Raw genomic sequence first — 20,450 nt, forward strand, 5'->3', positions numbered from 1 at the left:
TTTAATTGTATTGTTAAAGTTATAAAAGAATCATCAAAATCTGAACCAATTTTTTACAATGTCAATTTGGCATTCTTGAAATGGAACACGGATTACACCGATTAAACTGATTGGCACGGATTTTAATAAATTTTAAAAAAAATCCAAATCCCAAAAATGATTTTGGAATTTGGATTTTAGAATATTTGTAAATTCGGTTTTACCCCACCAAATTGATAATTTTTCCCGGAACAATAATCACCTTGTTTGGCGTTTTTCCTTCTAATTGTTTGATAGTTCTTTCGTCGTTCATTACAATTTCCTCGATTTGTTCCTTGGTTAAATCCAAAGGTAAAACCATTGTGAAACGCATTTTTCCGTTGAAAGAAACCGGATATTCTTTACTGTTTTCTACTAAATGTGCCGGTTCGAATATTGGAAAAGCAACTGTTGCAATTGAACCTGTATTTCCTAATAACGACCATAATTCCTCAGCGATGTGTGGCGCATACGGCGAAATCACAATTGCTAATGGTTCCAAAATTTCACGAGAATGGCAATTTTGCGTTGACAATTCATTCACACAAATCATAAACTGAGAAACCGACGTATTGAAAGAGAAACCTTCAATATCTTCCGCAACTTTTTTGATGGTTTTGTGTAATGATTTTAAGTTGTCTTTGGTTGGTTCGTCATTGGTCACAATCAAACCGTTGTCATCAAAATACAAACGACATAGTTTTTTCAAGAATCCAAAAACTCCCGAAATTCCTGCCGTGTTCCAAGGCTTTGCTTGTTCCAATGGTCCCAAAAACATTTCATACAAACGCAAGGTATCCGCTCCGTACTCGTTACAAATATCATCTGGTGTTACCACATTGTATTTGGATTTCGACATTTTTTCAATTTCGCGACCTACAATGTATTTTCCATTTTCTTCAGTGATAAAAATAGCATCTTTATAATCTTCTCTCCAGTTTTTGAATCTTTCAACATCCAATTCGTCAGAAGTATTTACAAAAGAAACATCTGTATGTAGAGGTGTAACATTTCCAAATTTAGATAACTTTATTTGGGCTGATTTTCTTACTTCTAAATCTAACAAAGAAGTTAGGTAAATTTCCACTTCTTTAACCTTTTCAACTATTTTCAGTTTCAAAACTACCTCTTTCTCATCAAGACCAGAATCCTCTTTAGAAATCAATTCTTTAGCATTTTTGGAAATAAAAATTTGAGGCAAACCATTTGCATTCCAATTATTTTCACTGATACTACCAAAAAGATGTGGGGTAATTCTATAAACAAACGCACTCATTCCCAAAATCATCCCCTGATTAATCAGTTTTTTGAATGGCTCTTCAGTTGGCGCAAAGCCTTTGTCTTTAAGGAATTTGTTCCAAAAACGAGAATATAATAAGTGACCTGTTGCGTGTTCGCTTCCGCCAATGTATAAATCCACGCTTTCCCAATACGCCAAAGCATCTTTGCTGGCAAATTCATTTTCATTGTGCGCATCCATATAACGCATCCAATACCAAGAACTTCCCGCCCAACCCGGCATCGTGTTCAATTCTAATGGAAATATTATCACATTATCTACTAACTGAGTACTAACAACTGAACACTGAACACTATCCCAAGCCCACGTAGTTGCGTTACCTAAAGGCGGTAAACCATCTTCGGTTGGTAAATATTTCTCTACTTCCGGCAAAATAATTGGCAAATGTTGCGCATCAATCATTTGCGGCAAACCATTCACATAATATACTGGAAACGGTTCTCCCCAATAACGCTGGCGAGAGAAAACGGCATCACGCAAACGGTAATTCGTTTTTCCTTTTCCTTGGTTTAATTTTTCTAATTCTTCAATTACTTTTTGAGTTCCTTTTTTGTAACCTAATCCATTTAGAAAATCAGAATCTACCAATTGGAAACCTTCTTTGGCTCCAAAAGCACCTTCAGATATATCTTTATCAAAAATGTTTTTGATTTCCTGCATTCCGTTTTGACCTTTGAAGAAATTCGCAAAAGCATAATCTCTTTCGTCGCCACATGGAACTGCCATAACCGCGCCTGTTCCGTAACCTGCCAAAACATAATCCCCAATCCAAACCGGAATAGGTTCTTTCGTAAACGGATGTTCCGCATACGCACCCGTAAAGACACCTGAAATGGTTTTTACATCAGCCATACGTTCTCTTTCGGAACGTTTTGACGTTTTTTCTATATAAGCATCTACTTCTGCTTTTTGTTCTGCAGTTGTAATTTGAGAAACTAATTCGTGTTCCGGAGCCAATGTCATGAACGTAACTCCAAAAATAGTATCAGGACGTGTTGTGAAAACATCAATATATTGTTGCTCACTTTCGACTTTTGACTTTTGACTTTCGACTTTAAAAGAAACAGTCGCTCCAACTGATTTTCCAATCCAGTTTCTTTGGCTTTCCTTGATGCTTTCGCTCCAGTCAATGTCATTCAAACCTTGTAACAAACGTTCCGCATAAGCCGAGATTCGCATGCTCCATTGCGTCATTTTTTTACGAACAACCGTAAAACCACCACGCTCAGAAACACCATTTACGATTTCGTCATTAGCCAAAACCGTTCCTAATCCCGGACACCAGTTCACCTCAGTCTCGGCTAAATAAGTCAATCTATATTGCAGCAAAATTTTCTCCTGCTGTTCTTTTGCGAAAGCGTTCCATTCATTTGCTGAAAAAGCCTCTATATTTTCATCGCAAACCGCATTGACATTTGCATTTCCTTCTTTTTGGAAAATCGAAACCAAAGTCGAAATATCTTCTGCTTTATCGCTGTTTTTGTTGTACCAAGAATTGAATAATTGGATGAAAATCCATTGCGTATGCTTGTAATAATCCGGATTTGAAGTACGGACTTCTCTACTCCAATCGAAGGAAAATCCAATTTTGTCCAATTGTTTTCTGTAGCCGGCAATTTTATTTCCTTCTTTATCCATTCCCCCGTCAATATTTACCGAAGTCGTATCCTCAGGACGTTGCCCCGTTTGTATCGCATATTGTTCCGCAGGCAATCCAAAACTGTCATAGCCCATTGGGTGCAACACATTAAAACCTTGGTGCCTTTTGTATCTTGAATACACATCAGAGGCGATATATCCCAGAGGGTGTCCTACGTGTAATCCCGCTCCAGATGGATAAGGAAACATATCAAGTACGTAATATTTAGGTTTTTCTGAGTTATTTTCGGCTCTAAACGTTGCGTTTTCTAACCAATATTTCTGCCATTTGGCCTCTATTTCGTTCGGATTGTATTTCATTCCTTTTTTTATTATTTTTTTAATGGAGTCATGCTGTCGCACACTCAAGTCATATTGTTAGATTCAAAGTAACTCGGTTACTAAGTTGCTGTATTATATTTGGAGAAATGATTATTTCAAGGTGCCAAATTTACGTTTATTGTACGAAAGTTGAAACTTTGAGCGTTATTAACTTTAAATAAAGAAATTCTTTATTATTTTTACCCAATAATTTCAGTAAACTATGAGTTCTTCCTTTGATAAATTTCAAAAACGCAGATTAATTTCCTCTTATTTTTCAGTAGTGCTAAGTGTATTCTTGGTTTTATTTTTATTGGGTGTATTGGGTCTTTTTATCATAAATTCTAAAAAACTGGCTGACGATTTTAAAGAAAATATTGCCATGACCGTTTTTTTCAAGAACGAAGCTAACGACAGTATTTTAAAGGCTTTTGGAACTGAATTAAAATCGAGCCGTTTTGCAAAATCATACGATTATGTAACCAAAGAAGCTGCCGCAAAACAACATACGGATATTATCGGAGAAGATTTCATGGAATTTCTTGGTGAAAATCCACTTCAAAACTCTTACGATATTCACCTGAAAGCCGATTATGTAATCAAGGACAGTATAGCAAAAATAGAAACCCGCTTGCGCAAAAATGCTATGGTTTCGGATATTGTGTATGACAAGCAATTAGTGAATCTAGTGAATGACAACATCAAAAAAGTAAGTATGTGGATTCTTGTAATCAGCGGATTTTTGGCCGTGATTGCTGTATTGTTAATCAATAGTTCGTTGCGTTTATCGATATATTCCAACCGATTTATCATTAAAACCATGCAAATGGTAGGCGCTACCAAAGCTTTTATCAGAAAACCATTTGTGGTAAGAAGTATAAAACTGGGAATGATTGGCGCAGGACTTGCAATTATTGCATTAATTGGCGTTTTGATTTACGTTCAAACTAATTTTCCAAATCTTGGTATACTTGACGATAAAGCTTTAATTGCATTGGTATTATTAGCTGTTTTAGGAATTGGAATATTGATTACCTGGTTAAGCACGTATTTTGCAACACAACGTTTCTTGAATTTAAGAACGGACGACCTTTATTAATTGAAGATAAAAAAAAGCATTATCATTCAGCATTTTTAGATGCTGAACTAAATCCAGCATAAATGAAAAATAACGAACAGCAACCAGAATTTCTTTTTGACAAAATAAATTATAAAATTCTATTACTTGGAATTGGAGTAATTGCCTTAGGATTTATTCTAATGGCTGGCGGAGGAAGTGATGACCCAAATGTTTTCAATGAAGACATCTTCAATTTCAGAAGAATTCGATTGGCACCAACTACCGTTTTAATCGGTTTTGGAATTACCGTTTATGCCATCCTTAAGAATCCAAAAAAATAGTAAACAGTGACTAGTAATAAGTTGCAGTATAAAGCAAACTATATCAACTGAACACTAAAAACTGAACACCGATCACTATATAATGAATACATTACAAGCATTTTTAATTGCTGTTATCGAAGGATTAACAGAATATCTTCCAGTTTCTTCAACAGCTCACATGGTTTTTCTAAGTTCATATTTTGGAATCCAAGAAGATGATTTTGTGAAACTATTCCAGGTTTCCATTCAATTTGGAGCCATTCTGGCCGTTGTCGCCTTGTATTGGAAGAAATTTTTCGATTTCTCTTCAAAAAGTGTTGCCATCAATTTTTACATAAAACTTATTTGCGCCGTAATTCCAGCTTTGGTTTTAGGGAAATTATTCGATGATAAAATCGAAGCGGTTCTTGGAGACCCTATTCCTATTGCGATTGTATTAATTTTAGGCGGAATCATTTTATTATTTATAGACAGTCGTTTTCAAAGTCCAACGGTTCTTCAGGAAGAAGACATTACCATTAAAAAAGCAGTAACCATTGGTTTTTGGCAATGTTTAGCGATGATGCCCGGAACAAGTCGTTCTGCCGCTTCCATAATTGGCGGTATGCAACAAGGGTTAACACGTCACGCTGCGGCGGAATTCTCCTTCTTTTTAGCGGTTCCAACGATGATGGCAGTAACATGCTACTCTGTATTCTTAAAAACCTACGAAACGTCCCAAATGAAAGGCTACGAATTGATTTTAAAATCAAACGAAAACATTCAATTGTTTCTAATAGGCAATGTTGTTGCTTTTATTGTTGCCATTATAGCCATTAAATTCTTCATTGAAATTATCAAAAAATACGGTTTCAAACCTTGGGGATGGTACCGCATAATAGTAGGCATTTTTTTATTGATCTACTTTTCATACTTAAAATAATTCCCATTGAAAACAGCCGAAGATTACCAAAACGGACAAATTTTACTCATAGACAAACCATTGAATTGGACTTCTTTTCAGGCAGTGAATAAATTAAAATGGGCATTAATAACCAACCTGAATTTACCAAAAAAATTCAAGATTGGTCACGCTGGAACTTTGGATCCATTAGCAACTGGACTGTTGTTAGTTTGTACTGGAAAATTCACCAAAAGAATCACAGAACTTCAAGGTCAAGCCAAAGAATATACAGGAACGTTTTATATTGGAGCCACAACGCCTTCCTATGACTTAGAAACTGAAATCGACCAAACTTTCCCAACAGAACATATTCACGAAGCTTTAATTCAGGAAACCGTAAAACAGTTTTTAGGAGAAATAGACCAAAAACCACCCATTTTTTCGGCAATAAAAAAAGACGGTGTTCGCTTATATGAACATGCACGCGCTGGAGAAACAATAGAAATTGCGAGAAGAAAAACAACTATTCACGAATTTGAGATCACTCGAATTGCGCTTCCGGAAATAGATTTCAGAGTCGTTTGCAGTAAAGGAACCTACATTCGTTCCCTAGCTTTTGATTTTGGAAAAGCCATGAATTCAGGCTCTCATTTAACTGCTTTACGCCGAACAAAAATTGGCGATTATAATGTGGCAGATGCAATGGACGTTACTTTATTTGAGGATAGTATTAGATTCAAATAATTAACACTATGGGATTTTTAAGAACCATATTCGTTTTCTTATTTTTTACTTTTTCTGTTTTTTCCCAAAACAAGAAATTCACTTATACACAATTTGACATAGCTTTTTTTATCAAAGGAAATCCGAATCGAGGCGAAACTGACCCAAATGGAAACACTAATAATTTGTGGTTTTTACCCGATGGATTGAACAGTAGAATAGGATATGGAATACATCAAAACAAATGGGTTGGCTTAGGAATTCACTCTGGTGTAGACTGGAAATGGACAGACAAACTGGTTGTAGTTCCTGTTTTTGCTAATTTAAAGTTAAGCCCTAAAATTGGAGATAATACTAGAATCACACTACAACTTGCTTTAGGAAAAGCAATTGCTTTAGGTCGAGGTAATCTGATTGGGGACTACAAAAAAATCAGTTTGGGTATACAAACGCCTGACGACCTTATTTTATTTATTGAAATAAATAATTATACAATTCCCATTTATAATCAAAAAGATAGCGGAAGCATCAGTTTAGGACTTTCCCTAGTTACTTTTTAAAGTAAAATGTTTTAGGCTGTTGAAAAACTAACTCTTTAATACTTTCTGCGCCTTCAATTGTAATCCAAAACCAAAAACACATTACAAATTCAAAATGAATCTGCAATGTGTTTTTTTTTCTAGTGTTAAAGTAGTTTTAATTCATAGACATTTGCCTGCTGGTAAAAAAATTAATAATTAGCAATGCCTTTTCCCCCGAATAGCAATTGCGATAAATAATCATAAAACTTTTCAAATCGATTTTTCATAATGATGTTTTTTAGTTGTGAAACAATATTTAAACACCAATAAAAAAAGTAAATTAACAATAGACCTGGTTGGCAGTTACTAACTTACGAATTTTTTTTCGATACGCAAAATAAAAAATAAAAAAAATAAATTTAATTATTTGACCCCAATAAACATTGAACTTCAGGTGTCTTTTACATTAAAAATTTCACGCCAAATGAATAATTTATTGCGCTATAATAGATTTTTTTTAACAATCATAAAACACTAAAAGCTATGAAAGTTATCCATTTTGAACATTTTATTGTTCCAAATCAAGCATCAAATTAACCAACTCATCTTGGGTACTAATTCCTTTATCATGCAAATACCATAATTGCAAGTTCGTCTTTGCTGTTTCGTCAATAACTCCAAATTCCTTTTTATAATCCGTAATTAAATCCGTTGCACCTTTGGGTCTTGGTCCCCATTTTCCAAGAACACTTCCTGTTACTTTATCTACAACAATCACCATTGGAATTGATTTCTTTTTATTAGTTAAAAACAACTTCATCAATTCGTCATTTTCATCACGCAGAACAATTCTCAATTCTATTTTACCGGAATCAATTGCCATTTTATTAATAATTGGCAGGAGTTGGGCAGCATCCCCACACCAACCTTCGGAAATAACTAGCCAAATGTATTCGCTTTTTAATTTCTTTAATTTCAGATTATTTTCATCGGTAATTTTCATCGTTTTATCCAAACGATTCATTCGGGTTTCATTTAACTCACTGTAATGGGTTAAATTTTCCGATTGTTCATTACCTGTTGATTTTCCTTCAAGTAATAAGTCTGATACAAGCTTTTTATATTCTGAATAAGAATGGCTATTAAACAATGCTTTAGCAACTGGAATTTTCATAATGAATTATTTATTTTCACAAAGTTACCACAAAATTGGAGCATAAATATGACATAAGTCACTTTCAATTCCACAAAAAGAGTAATTTTATCACAAATAAAAAAGATGGATTTAAAAACAAAATCAATAGGATTAGTACTTTCTGGCGGAGGTTCTAAAGGTATAGCCCATGCTGGTGTGATTAAATTTTTAGAAGAACAAAACATCCGTCCGTGCCAAATGGCAGGAACTAGCGCAGGCTCAATTGTAGGCACCATGTATGCTTGGGGGAAAACTCCCGAAGAAATTCTAGAATTTTTTAAATCAATATACCTTTTTCATTGGAAGCATTTAACGTTCAAAAAAGCTGGATTAATTGATTCTGAATCGTTTAAAACTTATTTCCATAGTATTTTTAAAGATGCTACATTAGCTGATTTGAAAATTCCGATTCAAATTACGGCAACCGATATGGTTCGCGGAAAATTAAAAATATTTGGCCCGGAAACAAAGATCATCGATGCTATTTTAGCTTCTTCTGCATTTCCTGGAATTTTATCCCCATATGAAATTAAAGGAAAAATATACAGTGACGGCGGAATATTGAATCATTTTCCCACTGATATTCTACAAGGACAATGTGACACATTGATAGGCGTTTATGTGAGTCCGATTCAAAAAATTGAAGCCAAAGATTTAAGTTCAATCAAAGCCGTAACCACGCGAGCCTTTGATATCCTTTCAGCAAATTCAAACCTGCACAAATTCAATATTTGTGATTGGGTCATAGAACCAAAGGATTTGTGTCTTTACAGCACCTTTGAAACCAATAAAATGAAGATGGATGCCGTTTTCAACATTGGCTATCAAGCCGCCAAAAAATCGTACGAAAAACTTAATTTATAAAATTTCAGCAACATTATTTTAAAAAAAAAGAATATTCTATATTTGCACCAATCAACTCAACACACACATGAAATACAAAAGAATTCTTCTAAAACTAAGTGGAGAAGCTTTAATGGGCGACTTGCAATATGGAATTGACCCAAAAAGACTCGCTGAATACGCTGACGAAATAAAACTAATTCATGACAAAGGTGTAGAAATAGCCATTGTAATAGGTGGTGGAAATATTTTTAGAGGAGTTGCCGGAGCGAGTGCAGGAATGGACAGAGTGCAAGGCGATTATATGGGAATGCTGGCAACTGTGATCAACGGAATGGCATTACAAGGCGCGCTGGAAGAAAAAGGAATGAAAACCCGTTTACAAACTGCCTTAAAAATGGAATCAATAGCCGAACCGTACATCAAGAGAAGAGCGGATCGTCATCTTGAAAAAGGAAGAATAGTAATTTTTGGCGCCGGAACTGGAAATCCTTATTTTACAACCGATACCGCAGCGGTTTTACGTGGTATAGAAATCAATGCCAATGTGATTTTAAAAGGAACTCGTGTTGATGGTATCTATGATTGTGATCCAGAGAAAAATGCTTCCGCAGTGAAATTTGATCATATTACTTTTGAAGATGTCCTTAGAAAAGGATTGAATGTAATGGACACGACTGCATTTACATTAAGCCAAGAAAATAAATTACCAATTGTTGTTTTCGACATGAATAAAGTAGGAAACTTACTGAAAATCTGCGATGGAGAAAATATAGGAACCGTAGTAAATATATAAATAGACAAATTTAGATTGTTAGACTTTTAGATTGTCAGACAGTCTAAAGATCTAAAATCTAAAAATCCAAAGATCTAAATTATGACTGAAGAAATTGAATTTATATTAGATAGTACAAAAGAATCTATGACAGGTTCTATTGCGCATTTAGAAAAAGAATTTTTGAATATTCGTGCCGGGAAAGCATCTCCAGCTATGCTTGGAAGTGTTTTTGTAGATTATTACGGATCGGCAACACCGCTTTCTCAAGTATCAAAAATTAGTGTTCCTGATGCCAGAACAATCACCTTGCAACCTTTTGAAAAAAATATGCTGCAAGTAATTGAAAAAGCAATTATGGTTGCCAACATTGGTTTTAATCCAATGAATAACGGTGATGTAATTATCATTAGCGTTCCCGCATTAACTGAGGAAAGAAGACGTGATCTTGCCAAACAAGCTAAAGTTGAAGCCGAAGATGCTAAAGTAGGGATTCGAAATGCAAGAAAAGACGCTAATACTGATATTAAAAAATTAGAAAAAGAAGGAACATCAGAAGACATTTGTAAAAGTGCTGAAGAAGAAGTTCAAAACTTAACCAATACTTTCATCCGAAAAATAGATGAACTTTTAGTGGTGAAAGAAGCTGAAATCATGAAGGTGTAATTCCTTTTCAAATTATATTAAAAATCCGCCTCGTTAGTTTTACGAGACGGATTTTTTTATTGTTATTTTTGCGATACCAAAATGAAATTATACCCGTTTTGCAGTAAACCCTATTTATGAAGCAATTGTGTTTGTTCTTCTTTTTTTTAACGCTTTCGCTACAGGCGCAATTTCAGGTAAATGGAATTGTGAAAGAATCCACTACCAACAAACCGTTGCCGTTTGCCACCATTACAACAAATAATGGCCTAAATACCATCTCTGATGTGGATGGAAAGTTTAGTATCGCAACAGCAATTCCCTTTACAGCTTTTGATATTTCTTATATTGGTTTCACCAAGGCTAGGATTGCCATCGAAAAAAACAAAAATTATTATGTGGTTGTTCTTTCCCAAAAAACGGATAATTTGAATGAAGTGAGAATTTCAAATGAAAATCCTGCTTTGGCAATTATCAGGAAGACAATCGAAAATAAAAACAACAATAATCCCCAAAAAAAGCTCCGCAGTTTTGAGTTTAAATCTTATAATAAACTCATTGTAACCGCAAATCCTGACTCTATTGACGGAAGAATCGATTCCGTTTTTGTCCAAAAATCTATTGGAAAACAATTCTCAAAAATTGACTCTTCTGATTATAAATTTAAAGAAGTCATACGTCAACAGCATCTTTTTCAAACCGAAAAAGTGTCACAATATCAATTTGCCAATAGTACATTAAAAGAAACGATATTAGGTACCAAAATGGCTGGTTTCAAGCAACCTGTTTATGAAATCATTGCTTTCAATTTACAGTCATTCTCTATTTACGATTCCAGTTACGAACTTTTTGAAACCAAATACAATAGCCCTATTGCCAATGATGCGCTAAACGATTACAACTATAAACTCTTGGATTCACTTATCATTGACGGCAGAAACACCTATATGATTTACTTCAAAAACAAGAAAAAAAGAAAAGCATCAGGACTGGAAGGTGTACTTTATATTGACCAAAATAATTTTGCTGTTGCCAAAGCGGTAATGCGCATAAAAGGCGTTCTTGACATTAGCGGAATTCATGATTTTAAGTACATTCCCAATGAAAAATTATGGTTTCCAACGGACAAAACATTTAAAATTGTAAAGGGCAAAAATGATGACGATATAAAAATTCTTGGCGGAACGATTCAATTTGATGGCGATGTAGAACAAGATTTTAAAGAACGAAAAAAAGTAGCCTCAGATTTCACGTATTTGCTCTCGCACACGAATAATTTTGAAATTCAGTATAACATTCCGATACAAATTAAAAAATCGGCTATTTATATCGAAATCAAAGACGATGCGATTAACAAACCAGAACATTTTTGGAACACTTACAGAAAAGACAGCTTAGACAGTCGAAGCCAAAAAACGTATTTGGCATTGGACAGTATTTCTTCCAAAAAAAGAATTGAAAGCCGCATCCGTTTTGGACGAAAAATCATCAATGGATATTTACCCATTGGGAAATTCGATTTAGACTTACGTAAATTATTCAGTTATAATAATTATGAAGGATTCAGATTAGGAATTGGCGGAGTCACCAATGAACAATTTTCAAAAAAATTCAGAATCGAAGGCTACACTGCATATGGAACAAAGGATGGGAATTTCAAATACAATTTGGGAATGGCGACTAGGGTTGGCAAATTTTCGAATTCCTGGATTGGCGTTTCTTATACCGATGATGTTCGAGAAATTGCAAGCACCGTGTTTACAATTGATAAAAAACCGTTCAAAATCTATGATCCAAGACCAATAAACATCAGTACATTTTACAATTATGTGAGTTGGAAAACATTTATAGAGACAAAAATCATTCCGAAAACAGAAAGTTTCTGGGAACTTTCCCGTGCCGCAATAGAACCAAAATTCAATTATATATTTAACCTCAACGAGAAATTATACTCGAGTTATGTAATGACAACCGCAATGGTTTCTTTGCGTTGGAATCCATTCAGCGATTACATGCAAACGCCTACGGGACGAATTGAAGTAGAAAAACGCTTCCCGAAATTCACTTTTCAATACACACAATCCCTGCCTAAGGTTATGCAAAATGATTTTGAATTAAGCAAATTTGATTTCAAAACAGAGTATGAAAAGAAATATTTAAACGGGCAAAAAACAAGTTTACTTTTCGAAGCCGGTTATGCACTTGGTGATGTACCGCTGACACATTTGTACAATACGTCTCCCAATAATATTACCAAGGAAACTATTATGCAGAGAATCACTTTTGCAGGAAAAAACAGTTTTGAAACCATGTTTTTCAATGAATTTTTCTCCAGTGAATATGCCTATTTTCAATTCAAACATGGCTTTAGCCGCGTAACTTTATTCAAAAAAGTAAAACCTTCCTTAGTTCTTGTTTCCAGAATGGCTTGGGGAAATTTACGCAAACCGGAACAACATGTTGGATTGGATTACAAAACCTTGGACAAAGGTTATTTCGAATCTGGAATAGAGTTAAACCAAATTTACAATGGCTTAGGATTAGGAGGATTTTACCGATACGGTCCAAACCAGCTGAGTAAATTTCAAGATAATATTGCGGTAAAAATAAGTTTCGTCCTTAATCTGGGGCTTTAATGACTCGAAACGAATTTCAAACCAATAATCGAACTGATTAAAGTGGTAATGAAAAATATTCGCCAGAAATCAGCCGGTTCTTTAAATACAAAAATTCCAACAAGAACTGTTCCTACTGCCCCAATTCCTGTCCAAACCGCATAAGCTGTTCCAATAGGCAATGTTTGTGTGGCTTTGTAAAGCAACACCATACTTATTACCAAGCATATTAAGAATCCTCCCAACCATAATGTTGCTGTCGTTCCTGAACTTTCTTTGGCTTTGCCCAAACAAGTCGCGAAACCCACTTCAAAAAGACCGCCGATAATCAATAAAATCCAGTTCATGTTAGTGCTTTATAATTAATACCGAAGGAACGCCGCTCAACCAAGTACTTCTAGAATCAACAAGTTCTTTCCAGCTTTCAAGACTGATTAACATTAAATCCTGTTGATCCAAAAATTCCTTTTTAATTATTTTATTGGTTATCAAACTAATGTTGTTTGGATGTTTTTGTTCCAAAGAATCTATAGCGCTATTCATCACAAAATTAGTCGTAAGATGTCCATTTACATCCAAAAGAATAATTTTAGAATTGTTGTTGTAAATTAATTTTTGCACATAATCAATCAAAAAGGAATCCTCAGGGCTGAAAATTGGAATGAAAACATGGTTTACTTGCTGTAAATCTTTATCGATCAAAATCCCTATTGGCATCTTGGTTTTAGAAATAATCTGTCTGGTTCTTTCGTCAAAAGGGGAATTTTCAAACAACCCTTCTTTTCCGGTGAACTTATCAATCAATCGATCCGGATTGATTATTCTTGTGGTAAAACCAATTACTTTTCCAAGAATGGTTCCTTCAAATATTGATTTTCCCAAACCTATCAGCAGTAAATCATAATCCCCTTGATTGGCAACATCGGCAATTTCAGTTTCAATATCCATCGTTGCTTTAAAAATGGTGGTAATATCCTGTTTAAGTAGGTGGGATTCTTCAACAATAGGGTAAAAACTATTTTTTTCTTTGTCTTCCATGTTAAAAGTATGCACCTCATCACTTAAAGATAAATGCATCACGGTTATACTGGAAGTGTTTTTTTGCCTTTTTATTAAACTATTGGCCAATCTCAACAAGGATTTTCCTTTTTCGTTGTTCCCAAATGAAATTAAAATTCGATATTTATTATGGTTTGTTTGTTCTATAATTTCAACACCATCTTTAGTTTTAAAGATATAATTGATTAAATCTAAAGCAGGTCCCGTCATAAAAGTAGTAACCAAAGCCATGATTACCATCATTGTAAACACTTCGGGAGTTAAAACTTTAAGTTCTAAACCGATGTTTAAAACAATCAATTCCATCAGTCCTCTGGTGTTCATCAAGGCGCCAATAGTCAAACTGTCTCGCCAATTCTGACCTACAAATTTGGCTGCTAAAGCACTTCCTAAAAATTTTCCCACTACGGCTACCAAAATAATAAAACCGGTAACTTTCCATAAGTAAGGATCGTTAATAAGGCCAATTTCGGTTTTCAAACCCGTGAAAACAAAAAACAAAGGCAGTAAAAGTATCAACGCAACATCCTCTACTTTTTCTATGAATATCGTTCTGAATTTTGGAACATCCGGCATAATAGCTCCCGCCATAAACGCTCCAAAAAGTGCATGAATACCAATAACTTCGGTTGCATAGGAAGAAAGAATCAGTACCAGAAAAAAGATTGCCACAACCGGTTTGATTATAGTATCTTTTGAACCATACAAATCCCCAATTCTTTTCAAAAATGGTTTTACAATAAAAATCATGGCAACAACATAAAGTACTGCCAACATAATAATGTATAATGAACTGACGAAAGTTCCAGCTTTTACAATTGCAATTACCACGGCCAGAATACACCAAGCGGTAATATCATCGGCAGCGGCGCACGTAATGACAATAGCTCCTAATTTTGTTTTATGAATTCCTCGTTCCTGAACAATTCTTGCTAAAACCGGGAAAGCGGTAATACTCAAGGCTATTCCCATAAACAAACTGAAAGCAAGAAATTTGACTCCCTCTGGAGCAAATCGATTGTAAACAAAATAAGCCAATCCAATCCCAAGTGCAAAAGGTATAACGATACTGGCATGACTGATTACCACCGCTTCATTGGCTTTGTTTTTCAGCACTTTCAAATCGAGTTCCATTCCTATGACGAACATAAAAAGTATCAATCCTATCTGACTCAAAAACTTTAAATTTCCTAAGGATTCAGCCGGAAATAATGCCCCGGAAAATTCAGGAAAATACAATCCCAATAAGGACGGTCCAAGAACAATTCCCGCAATAATCTCCCCGATTACTGATGGTTGTCCAATTTTCTTGAAAATCCAACCAAAAACTCGGGCAACAAGTATTATCGTTATAATTTGTGCCAAAAGGATGGCTAAAGGATCCTGAAAATTGTGTTGCATAGAAGCTATAAAATCACCCCAAGAACCGTTTCCGCTTTCAGGCGTTACGATAACTTCACTTGCTTCTAATTTTTTTCCTTTACTAATAATCCAATATATTAATGCAGTGAAACCGCCTGTTACACCTAAATAAAACAATGTATTTTTATAATTCTTCATATCCATTTTTATGTATTCATGCTCAACTCTAAAAAAACAAAGATGAGAAATTCAAATGTATAATTTATATCCCACAAAATTATTTAATTGTAAAATAAAAAACCGGTATAATCAGTCCCATAAAACAACAAAAAGTTTTAGTTAAAACAAATGATTTATAGTGGTTTTGACTACCTTTACCGCCGTTAAATATGAATTATGATTAAGTGGTTTAGTTTAGGATTTTGGGAATTAATAGCCCGAATTGTCCTTAGAAATAGAATTTTGATGTTATCCATTATTGTAGCGATAACAGCTCTTTTAGCAATGCAATGGAAGAATATCCACTTCACCTTTACCGAAGCCAATTTATTACCGGATGACAATATTGTAAACATTCAGTACAATGCCTTTTTAAATAAATTTGGTGAAGAAGGAAATCTAGTCATCATAGGTGTAAAAGACAATGCCATATTTACCCCAAAAGCTTATGCTTCCTGGAGTAAAATGATGAATACTTTGAAAGGAGACCAAGCGGTAGATTTAGTAATTTCATTAAATGACTTAAAGAAATTACAAAAAAATGATTCGTTGGCAACCTTTGAATTGGTTCCTTTTGTGGACCAAAGCAAAACCGTCGACCCAGCCTATCTTCAAAAAATAAGGAAAGAACTTTTCAATGATTTACCGTTTTACGAAGGATTGCTTTTCAACAAAAGATCGGGAAGCATTCGCTCTGCGGTTTACATGGATAAGAAAATTGTAAACACAGTGGCACGAAAAGATTTTATTCTCGATAAATTAGTTCCTGCAGTTGAAACATTCGAAAAAGAAACCGGAATCGACCTGCGTGTTTCGGGAATGCCTTACATCCGAACGCTGAATGCAAAAACCATTACTGATGAAATAAGCATCTTCATTGGCGCCTCATTATTAGTCACCTCGTTGCTTTTCTTCTTCTTTTTTAGAAGTTTTAGAGCCACCTTAATATCAATGGTAATTGTTATTATCGGGGTGATGTGGTCCTTTGGATTTTTAGGATTATTAAATTACGAAATCACGGTTTTAACGGCACTAGTTCCTTCATTAATTATCGTTATCGGGATTCCAAATTGTATTTTCCTGACCAATAAATACCATCAGGAATACAAAGTTCACCACAATAAAGCCAAAGCATTACAGCGTGTTACTACCAAGGTGGGAATGGCAACACTAATGACAAATCTTACCACAGCTATTGGTTTTGCTACGTTTGTCGCTTCAAATAATCAATTGTTATTAGAATTTGGGGTGGTAACTTCCATCAATATCATGGCACTTTTCTTTTTGTGTATCATTGTTATCCCTATTTTTCACAGTTATATTCCAGCCCCAAAAGAGCGTCACATTGAGCATTTAGACCGAAATTATGTTAAGGTTTTCATGGATTGGATTCTGAGAAACGTAAAATACAATCGCTTTTCGATTTATGTAGTTGCAATTCTACTTTTAGTAATTAGTATTATCGGAATCTATGAAATGCGTATTTCCGGCAGTTTGATTGAAGACATGCCTAAAAAAGAAGCCTTTTTTGAAGATATTGTTTTCTTCGAAAAAGAATTTGATGGCGTTATGCCGCTGGAAATCATGATTGACACCAAACGTAAAAAAGGAGTCATGAGATTGTCTACGCTGAGGCGAATGGAAGAACTCGAGGAAACCATTGACGAAATCCCGGAATTATCAAAACCCATTTCCATTGTCAATTTGGTTAAATATTCTAAGCAAGCATACTACAACGGAAATCCGGAATATTATGAATTGCCGACGTCACAGGAACAGTCGTTTATTTTGTCGTATGCTAAAAATGCAACAAAAAACTCGAAAGACAATCTGATGAAAAGCTATGTCGATTCCACAGGACAATTTGCCCGAATCACAACTTTTATGCGTGATGAAAACGGTGATAATATTGCCAAAATTGAAGCTGAAATTCGTAAAAAAGCAGATAAGCTTTTTCCACCAAGTCAATATAACGTAAGCATTACCGGAAAAGCATTGGTTTTCCAAAAAGGAACCGGTTACCTGCTGGATAATTTGCTTTCCTCTTTGGTTTTTGCCTTTTTCCTAACCTCACTTTTGGTGGCCTTTATGTTCCGTTCGTTCAAAATGGTACTGGTTTCTATTATCCCGAATTTATTGCCTTTGTTGCTGACGGCAGGAATTATGGGCTTTCTGGACATTCCGCTGAAACCATCAACGATTTTGGTTTTCGGAATCGCGTTTGGACTTTCGGTAGATGATACGATTCGATTTTTGGCGCAATACCGCGAGGAATTAAAGAAAAATAACTGGAAAATCCGCAAGTCGGTTTACGCCACATTTACAGATGCCGGTTTGAGCATGTTTTATACTTCTATCGTATTATTTTTCGGGTTTTCGGTATTTATGTTGTCCAGTTTTGGAGGAACAATTGCTCTTGGCGGATTGATTTCGTTGACATTATTGTTCGGAATGCTGTCGAATTTGATGTTACTGCCGGCTTTGGTATTGACGTTGAATAAAACATTGGCAAACGAACAGGAATTCATCGAACCAAAAATTGACATCATCGAACATACCGATGAGGAGATTGACAATTTCGAAAAAAATAAATAAGAAAATTAGGCGCTGTTTACTTCGTTTGTTCCCGCTTTACACTACAATCTTTTTCAATCCTGTCAGGGTTCAAAACCCTGACAGAATTAGTTGTAAACTAGATATAAAATAAGACATAAAAACAGCTTTTTTTTATGATCTGGGTTTATTAAGTCCTCGATCGTATAGGACAATGCTTCCTGCAACAGAAACATTCAAACTTTTTTCGGATTTGAATTTTACGAGGTAATGACATTTTGCAATGGCAGCTTTTGATAACCCACTATCCTCAGCGCCCAACAGATATACACAACGTCTGGGATGTTCAAAAGTCTCGAGATCAACAGCGTTTTCATCAAGTTCAACGCCTACCAAGCGAGCGCCTTTGGGTAAGTTGTTGTAAAAATCCTCAAAATTTTCGTAATGAAAATAAGGGATTGATTTTACAGCATTATGCGTATCGCAAGCCTGCTTGGCGTAGCGATTACCAATTGTAAAAATATAACTTGCACCAAGATTTTGTGCTGTGCGCCATAATACACCCAAGTTCTCAGGAGTTTTACCGTTTTGAATTCCAATACCAAAATACTCTGTTACAAAATTGTCGTTCATGGAGCAAAAATACAAACTGTTACTAGGTTTGTCAAGTTTTTAAAATATTTATGCATACCGTCTTTTCTTCATCGTGCCGTTATTTATCGGTACAGCCTCTTTTTTTGCTTGAAAACCTAAAATTCCACCGCTACCTAGCCCCGATAACAGCGGCATCCTTTTACTTTTTGCTGCAAAAAGTAAAAGATATAGCGAATAGCGGGAAATAGCTCCTGATTACCCTATTTCTTACAATGACTTTTCAAACAAATCATTTATATTTGCAGTTCAGTTACAAGACAATTTTTAATATCAATTATATACATAAAATGAGACATACAAAAGTTAAAGACTTACTAAACAGCACAACAACGCTTCATGAAGTAAATGCAAAAGGATGGGTGAGAACTTTTAGAAACAATCAATTTATTGCCTTAAACGATGGCTCGACCATTGATAATATACAATGTGTTGTCGATTTTGAGAACACGCCAGACGAGACTTTAAAGAGAATTACGACAGGAGCAGCAATTTCAGTAACAGGAACTTTGGTAGAAAGTAAAGGTGCCGGACAGAAATTTGAAATTCAGGTGGCTAAACTGGAAATCCTTGGAGATTCGGATGCAGAGAAATTCCCGATACAACCAAAAAATAAACCGAGCTTGGATTTCTTGCGTGAAAATGCGCATTTAAGAGTTCGTACCAATATGTTTGGAGCGATTATGAGAGTGCGTTCGGTATTGTCGTATGCGGTTCACAGTTATTTTCAAGAGAAAGGTTTTGTGTATGTAAATACGCCAATCATAACGGGTTCGGATGCTGAAGGTGCCGGTGAAATGTTCAAAGTTACCGCTTTGCCATTTGACGGAACGCCAAGAACCGAAGACGGAAAAGTGAATTACAAAGAAGATTTCTTTGGAAAAGAAACGAATCTTACGGTTTCGGGACAATTAGAAGGAGAGACTTTTGCGATGGCTTTGGGTCAGATTTATACTTTTGGACCAACCTTTAGAGCTGAGAACTCGAATACTTCTCGCCACCTTGCGGAATTTTGGATGATTGAGCCGGAAGTGGCGTTCAATGATTTGAATGACAACATGGATTTGGCCGAAGATTTTATTCAGTATGTCATCAAATACACAATGGACAAATGTCCGGAGGATTTGAAATTCTTGGAAACACGATTATTAGACGAAGAGAAATCGAAACCAGTTGCGGAGAGAAGCGAAATGGCTTTACTTGACAAATTAAACTTTGTTTTGGAAAACAATTTCAAACGTGTTTCATACACCGAAGCAATTGACATTTTGAGAGATTGTACGCCAAATAAAAAGAAAAAATTCAACTATATCATTAACGAATGGGGTGCTGATTTACAATCAGAGCATGAACGTTATTTGGTGGAGAAACACTTTAAATGTCCTGTAATCTTGTTTGATTACCCGGCAAATATCAAAGCATTTTACATGCGTTTGAACGAAGACGGAAAAACGGTTCGCGCCATGGATATCCTTTTCCCTGGAATTGGAGAAATCGTGGGAGGTTCTCAAAGAGAAGAACGTTTTGATGTTTTGGTAGAAAAAATGAAAGCCTTGGGAATTGACGAAGAAGAATTGTGGTGGTATCTTGACACCCGAAGATTCGGATCGGCAGTTCACTCTGGTTTTGGACTTGGATTCGAAAGATTGGTATTATTTGTAACAGGAATGACAAACATTCGTGACGTAATTCCTTTCCCAAGAACACCAATGAATGCAGAATTCTAAAAATTTGTTTCAAGTTTCA

Annotated in this window: 16 protein-coding genes; 11 read left to right on the top strand and 5 right to left on the bottom strand. The window is 35.2% G+C overall.

Translation table 11 applies throughout. The features are described from left to right. Positions 1 to 199: 199 nt before the first annotated feature. Positions 200 to 3,277, bottom strand: coding sequence for a leucine--tRNA ligase (locus tag QLS65_RS03010; RefSeq protein ID WP_282715124.1), 3,078 nt, complete (start codon positions 3,275 to 3,277; stop codon positions 200 to 202). Positions 3,278 to 3,500: 223 nt separating this feature from the next. On the opposite strand from QLS65_RS03010, the gene QLS65_RS03015 reads away from it, so the two are divergent. The 5 genes from QLS65_RS03015 (at position 3,501) to QLS65_RS03035 (ending at position 6,826) form a co-directional block, all read left to right on the top strand. Continuing rightward, positions 3,501 to 4,376: a cell division protein FtsX gene (locus QLS65_RS03015; protein ID WP_282715126.1), complete on the top strand. Its 876-nt coding sequence runs from the start codon at positions 3,501 to 3,503 to the stop codon at positions 4,374 to 4,376. Between the two features lie 62 nt (positions 4,377 to 4,438). Continuing rightward, complete coding sequence (locus QLS65_RS03020; protein ID WP_099714206.1) at positions 4,439 to 4,678, top strand: DUF3098 domain-containing protein; 240 nt, start codon at positions 4,439 to 4,441, stop codon at positions 4,676 to 4,678. A gap of 82 nt (positions 4,679 to 4,760) precedes the next feature. Beyond that, a complete protein-coding gene (locus tag QLS65_RS03025) occupies positions 4,761 to 5,582 on the top strand; it encodes an undecaprenyl-diphosphate phosphatase (protein ID WP_282710951.1) in 822 nt (273 codons plus the stop codon). A gap of 6 nt (positions 5,583 to 5,588) precedes the next feature. Next, positions 5,589 to 6,287, top strand: coding sequence for a tRNA pseudouridine(55) synthase TruB (truB, locus tag QLS65_RS03030; RefSeq protein WP_282710953.1), 699 nt, complete (start codon positions 5,589 to 5,591; stop codon positions 6,285 to 6,287). 8 nt (positions 6,288 to 6,295) lie between these two features. Further along, positions 6,296 to 6,826 carry a hypothetical protein gene (locus tag QLS65_RS03035; protein ID WP_282710954.1) on the top strand — a complete coding sequence of 177 codons (531 nt, stop codon included), beginning with the start codon at positions 6,296 to 6,298 and terminating at the stop codon, positions 6,824 to 6,826. A gap of 529 nt (positions 6,827 to 7,355) precedes the next feature. On the opposite strand, the gene QLS65_RS03040 is transcribed toward QLS65_RS03035, so the two are convergent. Next, positions 7,356 to 7,961, bottom strand: a complete 606-nt coding sequence (locus QLS65_RS03040; RefSeq protein ID WP_282715129.1) for a thioredoxin family protein — start codon at positions 7,959 to 7,961, stop codon at positions 7,356 to 7,358. A gap of 105 nt (positions 7,962 to 8,066) precedes the next feature. Between QLS65_RS03040 and QLS65_RS03045 the strand changes: the two genes are divergently transcribed. The 4 genes from QLS65_RS03045 (at position 8,067) to QLS65_RS03060 (ending at position 12,881) form a co-directional block, all read left to right on the top strand. Beyond that, complete coding sequence (locus QLS65_RS03045) at positions 8,067 to 8,846, top strand: patatin-like phospholipase family protein (RefSeq protein WP_282710956.1); 780 nt, start codon at positions 8,067 to 8,069, stop codon at positions 8,844 to 8,846. 67 nt (positions 8,847 to 8,913) lie between these two features. Beyond that, positions 8,914 to 9,621, top strand: a complete 708-nt coding sequence (gene pyrH, locus QLS65_RS03050) for a UMP kinase (protein WP_282710957.1) — start codon at positions 8,914 to 8,916, stop codon at positions 9,619 to 9,621. Between the two features lie 81 nt (positions 9,622 to 9,702). After that, positions 9,703 to 10,266 carry a ribosome recycling factor gene (frr, locus tag QLS65_RS03055; RefSeq protein WP_113634119.1) on the top strand — a complete coding sequence of 188 codons (564 nt, stop codon included), beginning with the start codon at positions 9,703 to 9,705 and terminating at the stop codon, positions 10,264 to 10,266. Positions 10,267 to 10,382: 116 nt separating this feature from the next. Continuing rightward, positions 10,383 to 12,881, top strand: coding sequence for a DUF5686 family protein (locus tag QLS65_RS03060; protein ID WP_282710958.1), 2,499 nt, complete (start codon positions 10,383 to 10,385; stop codon positions 12,879 to 12,881). On the opposite strand, the gene QLS65_RS03065 is transcribed toward QLS65_RS03060, so the two are convergent. Both QLS65_RS03065 and QLS65_RS03070 read right to left on the bottom strand, forming a co-directional pair. Beyond that, entirely contained in the window at positions 12,878 to 13,207 is a 330-nt protein-coding gene (locus QLS65_RS03065) for a DMT family transporter (RefSeq protein ID WP_282710959.1), read from the bottom strand. The genes QLS65_RS03060 and QLS65_RS03065 overlap by 4 nt on opposite strands. A gap of 1 nt (position 13,208) precedes the next feature. Then, positions 13,209 to 15,479, bottom strand: a complete 2,271-nt coding sequence (locus tag QLS65_RS03070; protein ID WP_282710960.1) for a cation:proton antiporter — start codon at positions 15,477 to 15,479, stop codon at positions 13,209 to 13,211. A 198-nt stretch (positions 15,480 to 15,677) separates the two neighbouring features. On the opposite strand from QLS65_RS03070, the gene QLS65_RS03075 reads away from it, so the two are divergent. Then, complete coding sequence (locus QLS65_RS03075) at positions 15,678 to 18,095, top strand: efflux RND transporter permease subunit (protein WP_282715132.1); 2,418 nt, start codon at positions 15,678 to 15,680, stop codon at positions 18,093 to 18,095. Between the two features lie 132 nt (positions 18,096 to 18,227). Here the strand turns inward: QLS65_RS03075 and QLS65_RS03080 are convergent, their stop codons facing one another. After that, positions 18,228 to 18,686: an RNA methyltransferase gene (locus QLS65_RS03080; RefSeq protein ID WP_282715134.1), complete on the bottom strand. Its 459-nt coding sequence runs from the start codon at positions 18,684 to 18,686 to the stop codon at positions 18,228 to 18,230. Positions 18,687 to 18,994: 308 nt separating this feature from the next. On the opposite strand from QLS65_RS03080, the gene asnS reads away from it, so the two are divergent. After that, complete coding sequence (gene asnS / locus QLS65_RS03085; RefSeq protein WP_099714194.1) at positions 18,995 to 20,431, top strand: asparagine--tRNA ligase; 1,437 nt, start codon at positions 18,995 to 18,997, stop codon at positions 20,429 to 20,431. Positions 20,432 to 20,450 lie beyond the last annotated feature (19 nt).

Origin of the sequence: Flavobacterium algoritolerans (assembly GCF_030010385.1) — a bacterium.
In the GTDB taxonomy this organism is placed as follows: domain Bacteria; phylum Bacteroidota; class Bacteroidia; order Flavobacteriales; family Flavobacteriaceae; genus Flavobacterium; species Flavobacterium algoritolerans.

Excerpts from the sequence above, each read along its gene's own strand:
- QLS65_RS03070 (WP_282710960.1), bottom strand. The coding sequence starts at position 15,479 with ATGAAGAATTATAAAAATACATTGTTTTATTTAGGTGTAACAGGCGGT.
- QLS65_RS03020 (WP_099714206.1), top strand. The coding sequence starts at position 4,439 with ATGAAAAATAACGAACAGCAACCAGAATTTCTTTTTGACAAAATAAAT.
- QLS65_RS03025 (WP_282710951.1), top strand. The coding sequence starts at position 4,761 with ATGAATACATTACAAGCATTTTTAATTGCTGTTATCGAAGGATTAACA.
- QLS65_RS03010 (WP_282715124.1), bottom strand. The coding sequence starts at position 3,277 with ATGAAATACAATCCGAACGAAATAGAGGCCAAATGGCAGAAATATTGG.
- QLS65_RS03065 (WP_282710959.1), bottom strand. The coding sequence starts at position 13,207 with ATGAACTGGATTTTATTGATTATCGGCGGTCTTTTTGAAGTGGGTTTC.
- QLS65_RS03045 (WP_282710956.1), top strand. The coding sequence starts at position 8,067 with ATGGATTTAAAAACAAAATCAATAGGATTAGTACTTTCTGGCGGAGGT.
- QLS65_RS03035 (WP_282710954.1), top strand. The coding sequence starts at position 6,296 with ATGGGATTTTTAAGAACCATATTCGTTTTCTTATTTTTTACTTTTTCT.
- QLS65_RS03040 (WP_282715129.1), bottom strand. The coding sequence starts at position 7,961 with ATGAAAATTCCAGTTGCTAAAGCATTGTTTAATAGCCATTCTTATTCA.
- frr (WP_113634119.1), top strand. The coding sequence starts at position 9,703 with ATGACTGAAGAAATTGAATTTATATTAGATAGTACAAAAGAATCTATG.
- QLS65_RS03075 (WP_282715132.1), top strand. The coding sequence starts at position 15,678 with ATGATTAAGTGGTTTAGTTTAGGATTTTGGGAATTAATAGCCCGAATT.
- QLS65_RS03060 (WP_282710958.1), top strand. The coding sequence starts at position 10,383 with ATGAAGCAATTGTGTTTGTTCTTCTTTTTTTTAACGCTTTCGCTACAG.
- QLS65_RS03015 (WP_282715126.1), top strand. The coding sequence starts at position 3,501 with ATGAGTTCTTCCTTTGATAAATTTCAAAAACGCAGATTAATTTCCTCT.
- pyrH (WP_282710957.1), top strand. The coding sequence starts at position 8,914 with ATGAAATACAAAAGAATTCTTCTAAAACTAAGTGGAGAAGCTTTAATG.
- QLS65_RS03080 (WP_282715134.1), bottom strand. The coding sequence starts at position 18,686 with ATGAACGACAATTTTGTAACAGAGTATTTTGGTATTGGAATTCAAAAC.
- asnS (WP_099714194.1), top strand. The coding sequence starts at position 18,995 with ATGAGACATACAAAAGTTAAAGACTTACTAAACAGCACAACAACGCTT.